The organism is Kineococcus glutinatus (assembly GCF_039542765.1).
GTDB classification, from domain to species: domain Bacteria; phylum Actinomycetota; class Actinomycetes; order Actinomycetales; family Kineococcaceae; genus Kineococcus_A; species Kineococcus_A glutinatus.
Map to the genome: position 1 here is coordinate 1 of NZ_BAABIL010000334.1, position 13,697 is coordinate 13,697.

Below are 13,697 nucleotides of genomic sequence, written 5' to 3' on the forward strand. Positions count from 1 at the left end.
GCACCCGACTTGTAATCGGGCGGTTCGGGGTTCGAGTCCCCGTGCCGGCTCCGCGATGGCCTGTGGTGCTGCCCGGACCGGCCTTGATCGTCGGTCGACGTGCGGCCAGCCTGCCGGCGCACATCGCGGACTCCGTCCCACGGCGCCAGCGCCTCGGACGCTAGGGCGCGTCCTGCCCGGTGTCCTCGAACAGCTCCTCGATGTGATCGAAGCAGTACTCCGGCGTGCGGTCCAGGGCGCGATCGCACCCCCACCGCCACTGCTTGATCTGCTCGCGCAGTCGAGGATCCGGTCGGGCTCGTCGACGGTCAGCGGGCCGGTGACCAGGCGGCTGAGCATCCCCCCGGGCCGGTCACGACCCACACGCCGGGCGTGCCGATCTGGGGTGGGCGGCGAGCAGGCGCCGGTAGGCGTCGAGGACCTCCGCCGGGACGTCGACGTGGTTGATGTGCCCGGCTCCGCGGGGTCCGTAGCCGTCCTCGTCGTCGTGGAGCCGGCGGACCTCGCCGAGGAGCAGAGCCGTGAACCGCTCGCGGGACCACACCACCCGCCCCGCCGGATCGGTGACGTCCCCGTCCCCGGCGACGGGCACGAAGGGTGCGGGGCTGAGCACCGCGGTGCCGTCCATGAAGCGCTCGAAGCTGGAGTGGCCCACGCCGCCGGTGACGAGGACCTGCGGCGCCACACCGCGCCGGGCGATGAGTTCCGCGTCGCGCGGAGGTCCACCCCACCGACGCAGCACGCCGACCCGAGGAGCCTGCGATGAGCACCACCACCCGGAGCGCCACCCCGAGGTCCACCCCCGCCACGACCGCGCCCCACCGCGCCCGGGCCGCCGCCGGCTGGCTGCTCACCGCCCTCTTCAGCGCGTTCATGCTCTTCGACGGGATCATGCACGTCGCCGTCCCGGAGCCCGTCGCGGAGGCCACCGAGCGGCTCGGCTTCGCCGTGGGCGCGTCCGTCGTCATGGGGGTCGTGCAGCTGGCGTGCCTGGCGCTGCACCTGTTCCGCCCGACGGCCGTGCTCGGGGCCGTCCTGCTCACCGGCTACCTCGGTGGCGCGGTCACCGCGCACCTGCGCGTGGAGGACCCGCTGTTCTCCGCGGTGCTGTTCCCCGTCTACGTGGGGACGCTGATGTGGGCGGGCCTGTGGCTGCGGGAACCGGCGCTGCGGGTGGTGCTGCCGCTGCGGGGACGGTGACCCGGTGAGCGCGCCGGGCTCCGGGACCTTCGAGCCCGTGCGGGACCTGCTCGACGGGCGCGTCGCCGCCGGGGACGTCCCCGGCTACGTCGCCGCGATCTCCCACCGCGGGCGGGTGGAGGTCCTCGTCGGCGGTGCCCACAGCCCGGGCGGTGCGCCGCTGCGGCCCGACGCGCAGTTCCGCACCGCGTCCTTGACGAAACCCGTCGCCGGTGTCCTCGTCTGCGCCCTCGTGGAGGACGGCGTCCTGGCGCTGGACGACGAGGTGGCGCGGTGGCTGCCGGAGCTGGCGGCACCGCGCGTGCTGCGCGACCCGGGGGGACCGCTGGCGGACACCGTCGCCGCCCACCGGCCCGTGCTGGTGCGGGACCTGGTCACGATGACGTTCGGGCTGGGGTGGGTGGACGAGCCGGGCCCGCTGCGGAACGCGGTCGCTGACGCCGGGCTGGAACCCGGCCCGTTCCCCCCGGAGGTGGGCCACGACGAGTTCGCGGCCCGGCTCGGCGCGCTGCCCCTGGCGCACCAGCCGGGGGAGCGCTGGATGTACCACACCGGCAGCGACGTCCTCGCGGTCCTGCTGGCGCGCGCGACGGGACGCCCGCTGGGGGAGGTCCTCGACGAGCGGGTGCTGCGGCCGCTGGGGATGACGTCGACGGCCTTCCGCGCCACCGACCCCGGGCGGGTCGCCACCCTGTGGGAGACCGGTCCGGGCGGGGCGCTGCGGGTGATGGCCGCACCGGACCCGGCCGCGCCACCGGTGTTCGAGTCCCTCTCCTGCGGGCTGCTGTCCACGGCGCAGGACCTGCTGGCGCTGTTCACCGCGCTGCTCGCCGGGGGCCGGGGGGTGTTGTCGGCGGCGTCGGTGGTGGCGATGACGTCGGACCAGCTCACCCCGGCGCAGCGGGCGGCCGCGGGCGACGGGCTCGACCCGGGCACCTCGTGGGGCCTGCACACCGGGGTCACCGTGGAACCGGTGCGGGCGTGGGACACCGTCGGCCGGTTCGGCTGGTCCGGTGGGCTGGGCACCACCGCCTACGCCGATCCCGCCCACGACCTGGTGGCGGTGCTCATGACCCAGCGGCTGTGGAGCGGCGACCCCGAGGAGTTCGACGCGTTCCACCGGTGCATGCACTCGTGCCTGCCGGGCGGGACCTGGAACCGCGGGACCTGAACCCCGGGAACTCGGGTTCCCGGGGTCCGGGTGCCCGTCAGCCCCGCGCGTCGAGGAACGGGTAGTCGGTGTAGCCCTCGGCGCCGGAGGTGTAGACCGTGGCCTGCACCAGCTCGTTCTCCGGGTGCCCGCCCTGCCAGCGCTCGACGAGGTCGGGGTTGGCCATGAGCGCGCGCCCCACCGCGACGACGTCCGCGACGCCGTCGGCGACGAGGTCGACGGCGTCCTCGCGGGTGGTGACGACGCCGAAGCCGCTGTTCGCCATGAGCGGCCCCTCGAACCGCTTGCGCAGCCCCTGCACGAGGCCGCCGGCGGGGTCGGCGTGCAGGACGCTGAGGTAGGCGAGCCCGAGGGGGGCGAGGCCCTCCACGAGCGCCTGGTAGGTGTCCTCGACGTCCGCGGGGTCCTGCTCGAAGGCGTCCTGGATGTTGTGCGCGGGGGAGATGCGGATGCCGACCCGGCCCGCGCCGACCGCCTCGGCGACGGCGGTGGTGACCTCGACGGCCAGCCGCGCGCGGTTCTCCGGGGAGCCGCCGTAGCGGTCGTCGCGGGTGTTGGAGCCGGGGGCGAGGAACTGGTGCAGCAGGTAGCCGTTGGCGCCGTGGACCTCGACGCCGTCCAGGCCGGCGTCGACGGCGCGGCGGGCGGCGGTGACGAAGTCGTCGACGACGCCGCGGATCTCCGCGGTGGTGAGGGCGTGCGGCACCGGGTAGGGGGCCTTGCCGGTGGGGGTGTGCACCTGGCCCTGGATGGCGATCGCGCTGGGCGCGACGATCCGGTCGGTGCGGGTGATGTCGGTGTGCGAGACGCGGCCGGCGTGCATGACCTGCATGACGAGGCGGCCGCCGCGCGCGTGGACGGCGTCGGCGACGGCGCGCCAGCCCGCCACCTGCTCGTCGGTGACGATGCCGGGCTGGCCCCAGTAGCCGCGGGACTCCGCGCTGGGGTAGGTGCCCTCGGTGACGATGAGGCCGGTGCTGGCGCGCTGCGCGTAGTGCTCGGCCACCAGCGGCCCGGGCACCCCCTCGGCGCCGGACCGCAGGCGCGTCAACGGTGCCATGACGACCCGGTTGGGCAGCTGGATGTCACCGAGGGTGGTGGGGGAGAACAGGTTCACGAGGGGTGGTGCCTTCCGTCGGTCCGTCGTCACTGCGTCGTCGGACCCAACCGCGTCCCTCCGCCGTCTCTTCCCCGCCCCCTGGACCGGCGCCCGTGTCGTGACCGGGGGTTAGCGTGCGGCTGTGCCCGCCGCAGAGCTGGAGGAGCTGGTCGTCGCCGACGCCGCGGAGCTGCGCGCGTGGTTGCTGGAGCACCACGCGTCCTCGCCGGGGGTGTGGCTGGCGCTGACCCGCAAGGGCGGCACCACCACGTCGCTGACGTGGCAGCAGGCGGTGGACGAGGCGTTGTGCGTCGGCTGGATCGACGGGCAGGGCCGCAAGCGCGACGAGCAGACGTCCTCGGTCCGCTACACCCCGCGCGGGCCGCGCAGCCCGTGGTCGCAGCGCAACGTCGCGAACGTGGCGCGGCTGGAGGAGCAGGGGCGGATGCTGCCGGCGGGGCGTGCGGCGGTCCTGGCGGCGCAGGCCGACGGGCGCTGGGCGGCGGCCTACGCGCCGCCGTCCGAGGCCGAGGTGCCGGCCGAGCTGGCGGCCGCGATCGCCGCGGACCCGGCGGCGCAGGCGATGTTCGACGTGCTCACCAGGACCAACCGCTACGCCCTGATCCACCGGCTGGCGACGGTGAAGCGAGCCGGGACGCGGGAGCGGAGGATCGCGGAGTTCGTGGCGATGCTCGCGCGCGGCGAGACCATCCACCCCCAGAAGGCCCGCCCCGCCGGGTCGTGACCCCCCGCCGGGGTCCCCGGCGTCGCGGGCGCCCGTGGTCAGTCGCGGTCCAGGAACGCCAGCGCGGTCGCGGCGAACAGCGGGGACGAGGCGAGGTCGTAGTGCGTCAGGCCCGGCAGGATGGCGAGCGCGTGGCCGCCCTCGGGCCGTCCCTCGCCCGTCCAGCCGCCGTCGCGCCGGCCGCCGCCGAGCAGCCCGAACACCTCGACGAAGTGGCCGGGCGGGGCCATGTCCGCGTCCGCAGCCATGATCAGCGTCGGCACGGTGAGCCCGCGGACCTCTTCCGTGACGTCGAAGTCCTGGGCCAGCGCCGCGCCGATCTTGTCCAGCAGGCGGGGGAAGTCCTCCGGGCGGGGCGCGACGCGCTGGTACAGCTCGTACATCGGGGTGCCCTTCATGAACTCCGCCGCGGCCGCACCGACCTGCTCCTGCTGCGCCAGGATCTCCGGGTAGGAGGCGTCGCGGCGGACGGGGACCGACGCGGCGACCAGGCGGCGGACCGTGCCGGGGTGCCGGATCGCGACGTCCAGCGCCACCTTGCCGCCCATGGAGTACCCGACCACGTCCACCGGCCCCAGGCCCAGGTGGTCGACCAGCGCGGCGACGTCGTCGGCCATCAGCCGCGCGTCCAGCGGCCGGTCGACGTCCGCGGTGCGCCCGTGCCCCTGCAGGTCGACGAGCACCACCTGGTGGTCCGCGGTGAACGCGGGCAGGAGCGGGGCGAACATCTCCCCGGACGCCAGGCCGCCGTGCAGCAGCACCAGCGGGCGCCCGCTGCCGTGCGTCTCGACGTACAGGTGGACGCCGTTGACGTCGGCGTAGCGACCGGGGGCGGTGGTCGAGGCGGTCACGGTGCGCTCCTCGCGTGTCGGGGTGGGCGTGCACCCGGTGAGACCGGCGTGGTGGCGCGGACTCATCGCCGGGCCCGCCGCCGCACCCGGCTGCCCGGGGAGACGCGGCGGCGGCGGCCGCGACGTGGTCGTCGCCCCGGTGCGAGACTGGAGGCTGGAGCGCGGTCAGGCGCGGCGCCGCAGCGGCGCGCCGCAGGATGCGGGGAGCGAGATGCCCGGAGGTGAAGACGCTGCCGTGGACCGGCCGGCCTCCCACCACCGAGCGCGCCGGGACCACATCCGCTGCGTCCCCGACCTCGAGTCGGTGCGCCTGGCGCGGCGCTTCACCACCTCGTGGGCCGAGGCGCACGAGGTGGACGGGGTCGCCGACGACGCCGCCCTCGTCGTGGCCGAGCTCGCCACCAACGCCGTCCTGCACGCCCGCACCGACTTCGAGGTCCACCTGCGCGTCCTCGACGGCGGGCTCCGGGTCGACGTGTGCGACGGCTCCACCACCCAGCCGCTCTCGGGCACCCTCGACCTGGTCGCCATGAGCGGACGCGGCCTGCCCCTCGTCAACGCCCTCGCCGCCGGCTGGGGCGTGGACCCCCGGGAGGGCGGCAAGTGCGTGTGGGCGCACCTGCTGCCGACCTCCGCGGCGCCGGAGCCCGACGTGACGGCGGACGAGCTGCTGCAGATGTGGGCCACGCTCGGCGACGACGCCGGGCCGGCCCACCCGCGGACCGCCGCTGGGCCGGCGGCGCAGACGCTCATCACCGTGCCCGACCTGCCCGCAGCGGACGTCATCGCCGCCAAGACCCACATGGACGACCTCCTCCGCGAGCTCCAGCTCGTCCTGCTGCACGAGCAGGCCCCTCAAGAGGCAGCCGCGCGCACCCCGGGCGCCACCGACTTCCTGGGCCTGGCCCGCCGCCTCGACACCGCCGCGCGCGACTTCGAGTCCGCCCGCCTGCAGATCCGCAGCCAGGCCCTGCGTGCCGTCGAGAGCGGCGCCGACCGCGTCAGCCTCGAGCTGGCCCTGGACCCCGCCCTGCTGGGGGCCGCCGTCCGCTACCGCGACGCCGTTGAGGAGGCCGAGAACCTCAGCCGGGGCACCAGCCTCCTCACCCTGACCGAGGCCCTGACCCGCCACGCCGCCGTCCGCCGCCACTACCTGGACCGGATCGTCCGGGGACTCGGCGGCGCCGCCTGATCCGGTGGGGGCGCCCGGCCCCGCGTCGGGCGGGGTGGGGACGAGGAGCCCGCAGCGCCGCCGCGCGCTCGGGTGGCGGCCGGGGCGCGCGGGCCGAAGGGTGGCCTCTCGTGAGCGAGAACAGCGACACCTCGACCCCCACCGACCACACCGTCGACGTGTTCGACAACGCCGAGGTCCGCCAGGTGCAGGACCAGGGCAGCCGCGAGAACGCGCGGGCGTCCAACTCGGGCCCGCCCGCGCCTCCTGCGCGCGACCCCCAGGACCCGCTCGGCCTGCAGGACGACGCCCCGGGCGGCACCGGGCAGGGGGATCCGACGGCCGGTGTCCGGATCGGCGACGAGGACCGCGAGGACGCCGTGCCCGGCGACGACGGACCCGAGCACCCCGGCACCCGCTGACGGCGCCGGGCCGTCCGCCGACGCGCTCCGCGTGGACATCGACCATCGGCGTGGGACCCGCCGTCGCGGTGGCCGTCGCGGTCTTCGGCACCTCCCTGCGCAAGGCCTGGCGCAAGGACACCTGACCGCGCCGGCCGGCCGCGACACGGCCGAACGGCACGCTGTAACGCCGAGGCGATCTTGAGCGAGGTACGGGTCGAACCCCGTCGAGAGGAACCCCGTTGACCCTCCGCCCCGCCCTCGCCGCCGCCGGCACCGTTGCCGCCGTGGCCCTCACCGCCACGCCGGCGCAGGCCGCGACCATCACGATGCCGACCTCGCGCCCGACGTGCGTCCTCGGGCAAGCCGGGACGCTCCTGACCGTCGAGCACGAGGGCACCGGTACCGACACCCTCGTCGTGAGCGGCGTCCGGCCCCGGGTCACGAAAACGGTCACCGGCTCGGGTACCACGACGATCCCCGTGCGCTTGGAGCCCGGAGTCCACATGCTGACCGTGGACTCCAGCGACGGCTGGGATCCGAAGGTGACCGTCGCCGTCCCCGTGTGCGACGGCTGGGCCTCCGTGGACGCCTACACCAACGACATCCCGCGCGACTCCGGGACGCTGTCGACGACCCCGCGCACGACCCCGGCCGGCGCCGTCGCCCACGACGGCCCGCGCGGCTCCCTGTACCTGCGGCCCGGCGCCGCTGGGCACCTCGTCCTCGACCCGGCCCGCGCGAAGTACCGCGCCCTGTGGGAGGACCGGGGTGTCCTCGGTGCCGCGACGGCATCGACGTACGACCTGCCCACCCGCGCCGGCACCTACACGGAGTTCGTCGGCGGCCGGATCTACACCTGGAGCAGGGGCGCCTTCGAGATCCACGGCGAGATCGCGCGCAAGTACCAGGCGCTGAACCTCGAGCACTCCTTCCTCGGCCTGCCCACCTCCGACGAGTTCGCCGTCCCGGGCGGCCGGCGCAGCACGTTCGAGGGCGGTTCCATCACCTGGACCCCGGCCGGTGGGGCGGTCGCGCGCCGGTGGTAACGGCCGCGGGACGTGCACCGGTCCTGCGCGCGTTCCTGTGAATCCGACGCCGGGGCTCGCTCCGGTGATCTCCGGTGCTGCACACTCCCGCCCATGCGTCGTACCGCCGCAGCCGCCGTCGCCGTGGCCGCTCCCCTCGTCCTGACCGCACCGGCCGACGCCGCGAGCACGTGGACGCTGACCCCCTCGTCGGCGGGGCGGGTGAGCGGCAGCGGGATCTCGTTGTGGGCCAACGCCTCCGCGAGCACCACCGCCACCGGCTCCGGCGGCGTCGTCCTCACCGCCCGAGCGGACCTGTGCGGCGCGCAGGCCCCGGTGCTGGAGGTCAGCGCCGACGGGAGGGTGCTCGGCCGGGTCGGCGTCGTCAACGCGGCGAGCACCCCGTACCGCAGCTACGTGATCGGCAGCGGGCTCACAGCGGGCACCCACGCCGTCGTGGTGCGGTACGTCAATGACGCCAGCATCCCCGGCACGTGCGACCGCAACGTGCACGTGCAGCAGGTCGCGATGAGCACCACCGGCACGCAGGTCCCGACCCCCACGGCGACCCCGACCGCCACCGCCACGGCGACCCCGACGGCGACCGCCACCGCGGCCCCCGTGGGCGGCAACGTGTTCGCGACGGCCGCGCCGTACGCGGACCCCACCTACACCAGCGCCGCGGAGGCCGCCGCGCGCCGTTCCTCGGACCCGGCCGGCGCCGCCGCCCTGGACCGCATGACCCGCGGTGGCGTGTCGCTGTGGGTGGGGGACTGGAACAGCACCGGCACGGTCGCGCGCACCGTCCGCGAGTACGCCCTGCGCGCCAACGCCGCCGGGCGCACCGGTGTCGTCACCACCTACGCCATCCCCGGCCGGGACTGCGGGAACTTCTCCGCCGGCGGCCTGACCGCCGCCACCTACAACTCCTGGACGGCGCAGGTCGCCGAGGGTCTGCGCGGCACCCGCACCGCCGTCGTCGTGGAACCCGACGCGATCGCGCAGCACGGTGCCTGCGAGGGGCAGGGCGACCGGCTCGGCCTGATCCGCACCGCGGTGCAGCAGCTGCGTGCGGCGGGCATCACGGCGATCTACCTCGACGCCGGGAACTCCGCGTGGACGGGGGGCCAGGTGCAGACGATGGCGGACCGGCTCACCACCGCGGGCATCTCCATGGCACGGGGTTTCAGCACGAACGTGTCGAACTTCGTCGACACCGCCGCCGAGCGCGCCTACGCCGAGCGGCTGTCGGCGCTGACCGGTGGTTCCCGCTACGTCATCGACACCTCCCGCAACGGCCGGGGTTCCGACGGGCAGTGGTGCAACCCGTTGGGCCGCAAGCTCGGTGCCGCCCCCGGTGCGGTGTCCTCCGGGAACCAGGACGCCAACCTGTGGATCAAGCGGGTCGGGGAGTCCGACGGCACCTGCAACGGCGGCCCGGCGGCGGGGGTGTTCTGGGCGGAGTACGCCATCGGCCTGGCGTCCTGACGCCGGGCGGGTCCCGCGGTGGCAGGCCCGCCGCGGTTCAGGCGGCCGGCCCGGTCGCCGCGCGGGAGCTGGTGAGGTCGGCGACCGCTGCGGCGACGGTGGCGACCGGGTCGCCGTAGCCGGCGATCTCGCTCTGCAGGACGACCGCCGCCCGCCGGTGGGTGCCGTCGTGCAGCACCCGGCGCACGGCACGCCGGATGCGCTGCGGCGCGGGCGATCCGGTGCGCAGGTTCACCCCGGCGCCTGCCCACGCCACGCGGGCGGCCACCTCCGGCTTGTCCTCGGTGGCACCGGCGACGACGAGCGGCACGCCGTGGGCGAGGGCCTGCTGCACGCCGCCGAAACCTCCGTTGGTGACGAGCACGTCGGTGCGCGGCAGCAGCCGGTCGTAGGGCAGGAACTCCCCGACGCGGGCGTTCGCCGGGAGCTCGCCGCCCAGGGCGGTGAGGAGCTCGGCGACGGGCCGGCCGCCCGTGGTGGCCACGACGAGGACGTCCTCACCGGCCAGCGCGGTGATGGCCGGGGCCAGCAGCCGGGTGGGGTCGGCGTTGTCGGTCGTGCCCTGGGTGACGTGGACCACGGGTCGTCCGCCGTCCAGGTCCCCCCACCACGCCGGCAGGTCGGCCGCCGGGCGTGGCGCCGGTCGCATCGGGCCGACGAAGTGCACGGTGCTGGGCAGTTCCCGGCGCGGGTACTCCAGGCCGCGGGCGGAGAGCTGGAACGTGAGGTCGAACGCGGTGAGCTGGTCGAAGACGTTGCCCCGCGCGGGCGGTGCGCCGACCTCGGCGAGGGCCGCCTCGAACGCGGTCCGCAGCGGCTTCAGCGGCCCGGCGTGCAGCACGCCGTTGAGCGCCCGGTTGCGCAGCCGGGCCAGCGCCGATCGCCCGGGCGGCAGCGCGGGGCCGAAGGGGGCGCAGTCGACGCTGGTGAGCGTCATCGGCAGCGCGGAGATGCCCAGGACGGGCACCCGCTCGGTGGCGGGGACGGCGAGCAGGGTCGGCAGCGACCCCAGGAAGGCGCTCTCGGAGAGCACGAGGTCGAACCCGCCGGTGGCGAGCGCGGCGGTGAGGGCGCGGTGCTGGGCCGGCAGCGGCCGCAGGAACATGCCGGTGATGTCGTGGCGGACGGCGGCCAGGCCCTTGTACCGGTCGCGGCCGGGCAGCCAGGCGTCCAGGTCGGCGTCGTCGTAGTCCGCCTCGGCCGGCAGGGGCAGGAAGTCCAGCCCGGCCCGCTCCACCGCGGCGCGGTACTTGGTGCCCGTGAGGACGGTGCTGCGGTGTCCGTGCTCCAGCAGGCCGCGCCCGAGCTGGATCATCGGGGCGACGTGTCCGTGGATGGGGGAGCTGGGCATGAGGATGCGCGACATGGCGGGACCTTCGGGTGAGTGATTAGTTACGGTGGTACCGTATTGGATATGAGCAACGTAGCGAATGAGTCCGCACCTGCCAAGGAGGTTTCCGCCAGGCCCCGGCGCAGGTACGACTCCACCCGTCGCGCCGAGCAGGCGGCCGAGACCCGCCGCCGGATCGTCGAGGCCGCCGCGGGGTGCTTCGCCGAGCTCGGCTACGCCCGCACCACGCTGGCCGTCATCGCCCGGCGCGCCGGGGTGTCCCCGGAGTCGGTCGGGGCCGCCGGTCCCAAGCGCGACCTGCTGATCGCCGCGTTCTCCCACGCCTTCGCCGGGGTGGAGACCGCAGGACCCCTCTCCGCGCAGGAGCCCTGGGCGGGCGTGCTGCAGGCCGACCCGCCCGAGCTGGCCGGGCGGATCGCCGACGTCGTCCTCGCCGGGCAGCAGGCCGGCATCGCCATGTGGCGCACCGTCAGCGCTGCCGCCACCGAGGACCCCGGGCTGGGTGAGCTCTACGCCGGGCTGGCCCGGCGGCGGCGCGCGGACAACCTGGCGGCCGCGCAGGTGCTGGCCGACCGGGGCCTGCTGCGCCCGGAGCGCTCCGTGCAGCAGCACGCCGACACCATGGCCCTGCTCAACGGTTTCGACCCCTACCAGCTCTACGTGCTGGATTTCGGCTGGTCACCGCAGCAGCTGCGGCAGTGGTACGTCGACACCCTGCGGCAGCTGGTGCTCGCGCCCCCCGCCTGAACCCGGCGGTCCCCGGGGCGCGGACGATCCCGCGCGGTGTCCCGGCACCGCAGCCCCTGGTGGCCCCCGGCGGGGATCACTACAGTCCGCCGCTGTGACGGGCTCCGCAGGGCTCCTCGGGCGCGACGGCGAGCAGCGGCGGATCGGTGCCCTGCTGACCCGGGCCCGCAACGGCCGCGGCGGCGCGCTGCTCGTCGTAGGCGACCCCGGCATCGGCAAGACCGCGCTGCTGACCGCCACGACCAGCGGGCCGGCCGGCATGCGCCGGCTCGGGGTGGACGGCTGCGAGGCGGAGTCGACGATCCCGTACGCCGCCCTGCACCGGCTGATGATCCCGCTGCGCGCGCACCTGCCGTCGCTGCCCGAGCGCCACCAGGAGGCGCTGCGCGTCGCGGCGGGCGCGGCCGCCGGACCGCCGCCGGACCGGTTCCTCGTCGGCCTGGGCGTGCTGGGGCTGCTCGCCGCCGCCGGGGAGGTGGAACCGGTGGTGTGTGCGGTCGACGACGCCCACCTGCTCGACGCCGAATCCCTCGACGCGCTGGCGTTCGTGGCCCGGCGGCTGGAGGCGGAGTCGGCCGCCCTGGTGCTCGCCGCTCGCGACGACCGCGACGTCGGGGCGCTGCTGGCGGGCGTCCCGGCGCTGCGCCTCACCGGCCTGGACCTAGGGTCGTCGGTCCGGCTGCTGGCCTCCTCGCTGCCGGAGGCGGTCGACCCGGCGGCGGCCGCGCAGATCGCCGGTGCCACCGGCGGCAACCCGCTGGCGCTCATCGACCTCGCCGGCGAGCTCAGCGCCCGGCGGCTGACGGAGGCGGGCCTCTCCGACGACCCCCTGCCCGTGGGGCGCCGGCTCGAGGAGCACTACCTGCGCCAGGTCCGGGACCTGTCCGGGGACGCGCAGCTGTGGCTGGTGGTCGCCGCCGCCGGCTCCACCGGCACCGTCGACCTCGTCCGCGCGGCGGCCCGCGAGCTCGGCGTCGTGGCCGCCGCCGCCGACGAGGCCGAGGCGGCCGGGCTCGTGGAGCTCGCCGACCCGGTGCGGTTCCGGCACCCGCTGGTGCGCTCGGCCGCCTACAACGCCGCCCGGGGCGGTGACCGCCGCCGTGTCCACCGGGCGCTGTCGGCCGCGGCGGCGGCGCTGGGCCTGGCGGAGTTCGAGGCCTGGCACGCCGCCAAGGCGACCCTGGGCACGGACCCCGGCGTCGCCGACCGGCTGGAGCGGGTGGCCGACGTCGCCGGCGGCCGGGGTGGGCTGTCGTCCCGCGCCCGCGTGCTGGCGCAGGCTTCCGCGCTGACACCCCCGGGCGCCACCAGGCAGGCGCGGCTGGTGGCGGCCGCCGAGGCCGCACTGGGTGCCGGTGCGGCGCGGCTGGCCGGGAACCTGCTCGACGACGTCGACGAGGACGCCCTCGACCCCGTCCCGCGCGGCCGGCTCGTCGCGATCCGCGCCAGCCTGGCGCTCTTCGGCGCCGACCCCGCCCTGCGGTCCGGCGCGGCCGCCATGCTGGCGGCCGCGGAGTGCTTCCACGGCCACGACGACGCCCTCGAGCAGCACGCGCTGCTGCGGGCCTTCGACCACGCCCTGCCCCCCGAGCGGCTGCTGCAGGGCACCACGCTGCGCGAGCTCGGCCTGCGGATGCGGGCGGGCGCCGAGCTGCGCGCCGGGACCGCGGCGACGCTGCTGCGCGCCCTGAGCGCGCTCGTCCTGCTGCCCTACCCCGACGCCGTGCCCGAGCTGCGCCGCGCCCTCGCCGCCCTCGACCGGCTGGAGCCGGCCGAACTGCTGCTCCACGGCGTGACGAGCGTAGCGGTCACCACCGCCCTGTGGGACGCGCCCGCCCGCCGCACCCTGCTGGAGCGGACCGCCGCGGCGGCCCGGGACGCGGGCTCGCTGCAGCTGCTGGACACCGTGTTGTGGATCACGTCCTCGGCGGAGATCCAGGGCGGGACGCCCCGCCGGGCCGGTGAGTTCGTGGAGCAGGTGCGGGAGCTGCGCCGCGCCATCGGCTACGACGCCGAGCACGTCGTCAACGTCGCCGCGCTCGCCTGGGCGGGTGCACCGCGGGAGCAGGTCGAGGCGGTCGCCGCCGGCGCGACCGCCGCGGGTTTCGGCGGGGTCACGGCCGCCGGGGTCACCGCGCTGGCGGTGCGCGACCTCGCCGAGGGCCGCTACGCCGACGCCTGCGCCGCGCTGCGCCCGCTCGTGGCGGACCCCTTCCTGCACGTCACGCCGCTGGCGTACCCCGACCTCGTGGAGGCCGCGGTCCGCAGCGGCCACCGCGAGGAGGCGCGCGCCCTCGTGGAGCGGCTGGACGCGCTGGCGGCGGCGAACTCCTCGGCCTGGGCGCTCGGCGTCGCCGCCCGCTCGCGGGCCCTCGTGGAGGAGGAGTCCGCCGTCCGCTGACCCCGGGCCCGCCCGCGCGGTGGGAGCGCCGGGGCACCGCGCCC

General features: G+C 76.3%; 13 protein-coding genes. 9 read left to right on the forward strand and 4 right to left on the reverse strand.

Going from position 1 to position 13,697, the window contains the following annotated elements; all coding sequences use genetic code 11:
* Positions 1-352: 352 nt before the first annotated feature.
* Positions 353-742: a hypothetical protein gene (locus ABEB16_RS12925; protein WP_345712659.1), complete on the reverse strand. Its 390-nt coding sequence runs from the start codon at positions 740-742 to the stop codon at positions 353-355.
* 20 nt (positions 743-762) lie between these two features.
* Between ABEB16_RS12925 and ABEB16_RS12930 the strand changes: the two genes are divergently transcribed.
* Both ABEB16_RS12930 and ABEB16_RS12935 read left to right on the forward strand, forming a co-directional pair.
* Positions 763-1,200 carry a DoxX family protein gene (locus ABEB16_RS12930; protein WP_345712660.1) on the forward strand — a complete coding sequence of 146 codons (438 nt, stop codon included), beginning with the start codon at positions 763-765 and terminating at the stop codon, positions 1,198-1,200.
* A gap of 4 nt (positions 1,201-1,204) precedes the next feature.
* Positions 1,205-2,371 (forward strand): serine hydrolase domain-containing protein, encoded by a 1,167-nt coding sequence (locus ABEB16_RS12935; protein WP_345712661.1) that lies wholly within the window; start codon positions 1,205-1,207, stop codon positions 2,369-2,371.
* 37 nt (positions 2,372-2,408) lie between these two features.
* On the opposite strand, the gene ABEB16_RS12940 is transcribed toward ABEB16_RS12935, so the two are convergent.
* Positions 2,409-3,488, reverse strand: coding sequence for an alkene reductase (locus ABEB16_RS12940; protein ID WP_345712671.1), 1,080 nt, complete (start codon positions 3,486-3,488; stop codon positions 2,409-2,411).
* Between the two features lie 124 nt (positions 3,489-3,612).
* Between ABEB16_RS12940 and ABEB16_RS12945 the strand changes: the two genes are divergently transcribed.
* Positions 3,613-4,215, forward strand: a complete 603-nt coding sequence (locus ABEB16_RS12945; RefSeq protein WP_345712662.1) for a YdeI/OmpD-associated family protein — start codon at positions 3,613-3,615, stop codon at positions 4,213-4,215.
* A gap of 38 nt (positions 4,216-4,253) precedes the next feature.
* On the opposite strand, the gene ABEB16_RS12950 is transcribed toward ABEB16_RS12945, so the two are convergent.
* On the reverse strand, positions 4,254-5,066 hold the full coding sequence (locus ABEB16_RS12950) for an alpha/beta fold hydrolase (RefSeq protein ID WP_345712663.1): 813 nt from the start codon (positions 5,064-5,066) through the stop codon (positions 4,254-4,256).
* A 235-nt stretch (positions 5,067-5,301) separates the two neighbouring features.
* Here ABEB16_RS12950 and ABEB16_RS12955 point away from each other — a divergent pair, with 235 nt between their 5' ends.
* From ABEB16_RS12955 to ABEB16_RS12970, 4 genes are all read left to right on the forward strand, one after another.
* Positions 5,302-6,258 carry an ATP-binding protein gene (locus tag ABEB16_RS12955; protein ID WP_345712664.1) on the forward strand — a complete coding sequence of 319 codons (957 nt, stop codon included), beginning with the start codon at positions 5,302-5,304 and terminating at the stop codon, positions 6,256-6,258.
* Positions 6,259-6,368: 110 nt separating this feature from the next.
* Positions 6,369-6,659: a hypothetical protein gene (locus ABEB16_RS12960; RefSeq protein ID WP_345712665.1), complete on the forward strand. Its 291-nt coding sequence runs from the start codon at positions 6,369-6,371 to the stop codon at positions 6,657-6,659.
* Between the two features lie 221 nt (positions 6,660-6,880).
* Positions 6,881-7,687, forward strand: a complete 807-nt coding sequence (locus ABEB16_RS12965) for an LGFP repeat-containing protein (RefSeq protein ID WP_345712666.1) — start codon at positions 6,881-6,883, stop codon at positions 7,685-7,687.
* Positions 7,688-7,780: 93 nt separating this feature from the next.
* Positions 7,781-9,154 carry a glycoside hydrolase family 6 protein gene (locus tag ABEB16_RS12970; protein ID WP_345712667.1) on the forward strand — a complete coding sequence of 458 codons (1,374 nt, stop codon included), beginning with the start codon at positions 7,781-7,783 and terminating at the stop codon, positions 9,152-9,154.
* 37 nt (positions 9,155-9,191) lie between these two features.
* On the opposite strand, the gene ABEB16_RS12975 is transcribed toward ABEB16_RS12970, so the two are convergent.
* Positions 9,192-10,520, reverse strand: a complete 1,329-nt coding sequence (locus ABEB16_RS12975) for a nucleotide disphospho-sugar-binding domain-containing protein (protein ID WP_345712668.1) — start codon at positions 10,518-10,520, stop codon at positions 9,192-9,194.
* 48 nt (positions 10,521-10,568) lie between these two features.
* Between ABEB16_RS12975 and ABEB16_RS12980 the strand changes: the two genes are divergently transcribed.
* Both ABEB16_RS12980 and ABEB16_RS12985 read left to right on the forward strand, forming a co-directional pair.
* Entirely contained in the window at positions 10,569-11,252 is a 684-nt protein-coding gene (locus ABEB16_RS12980; protein WP_345712669.1) for a TetR/AcrR family transcriptional regulator, read from the forward strand.
* Positions 11,253-11,346: 94 nt separating this feature from the next.
* Positions 11,347-13,653, forward strand: a complete 2,307-nt coding sequence (locus ABEB16_RS12985) for an AAA family ATPase (RefSeq protein WP_345712670.1) — start codon at positions 11,347-11,349, stop codon at positions 13,651-13,653.
* The last annotated feature ends 44 nt before the right edge of the window (positions 13,654-13,697 follow it).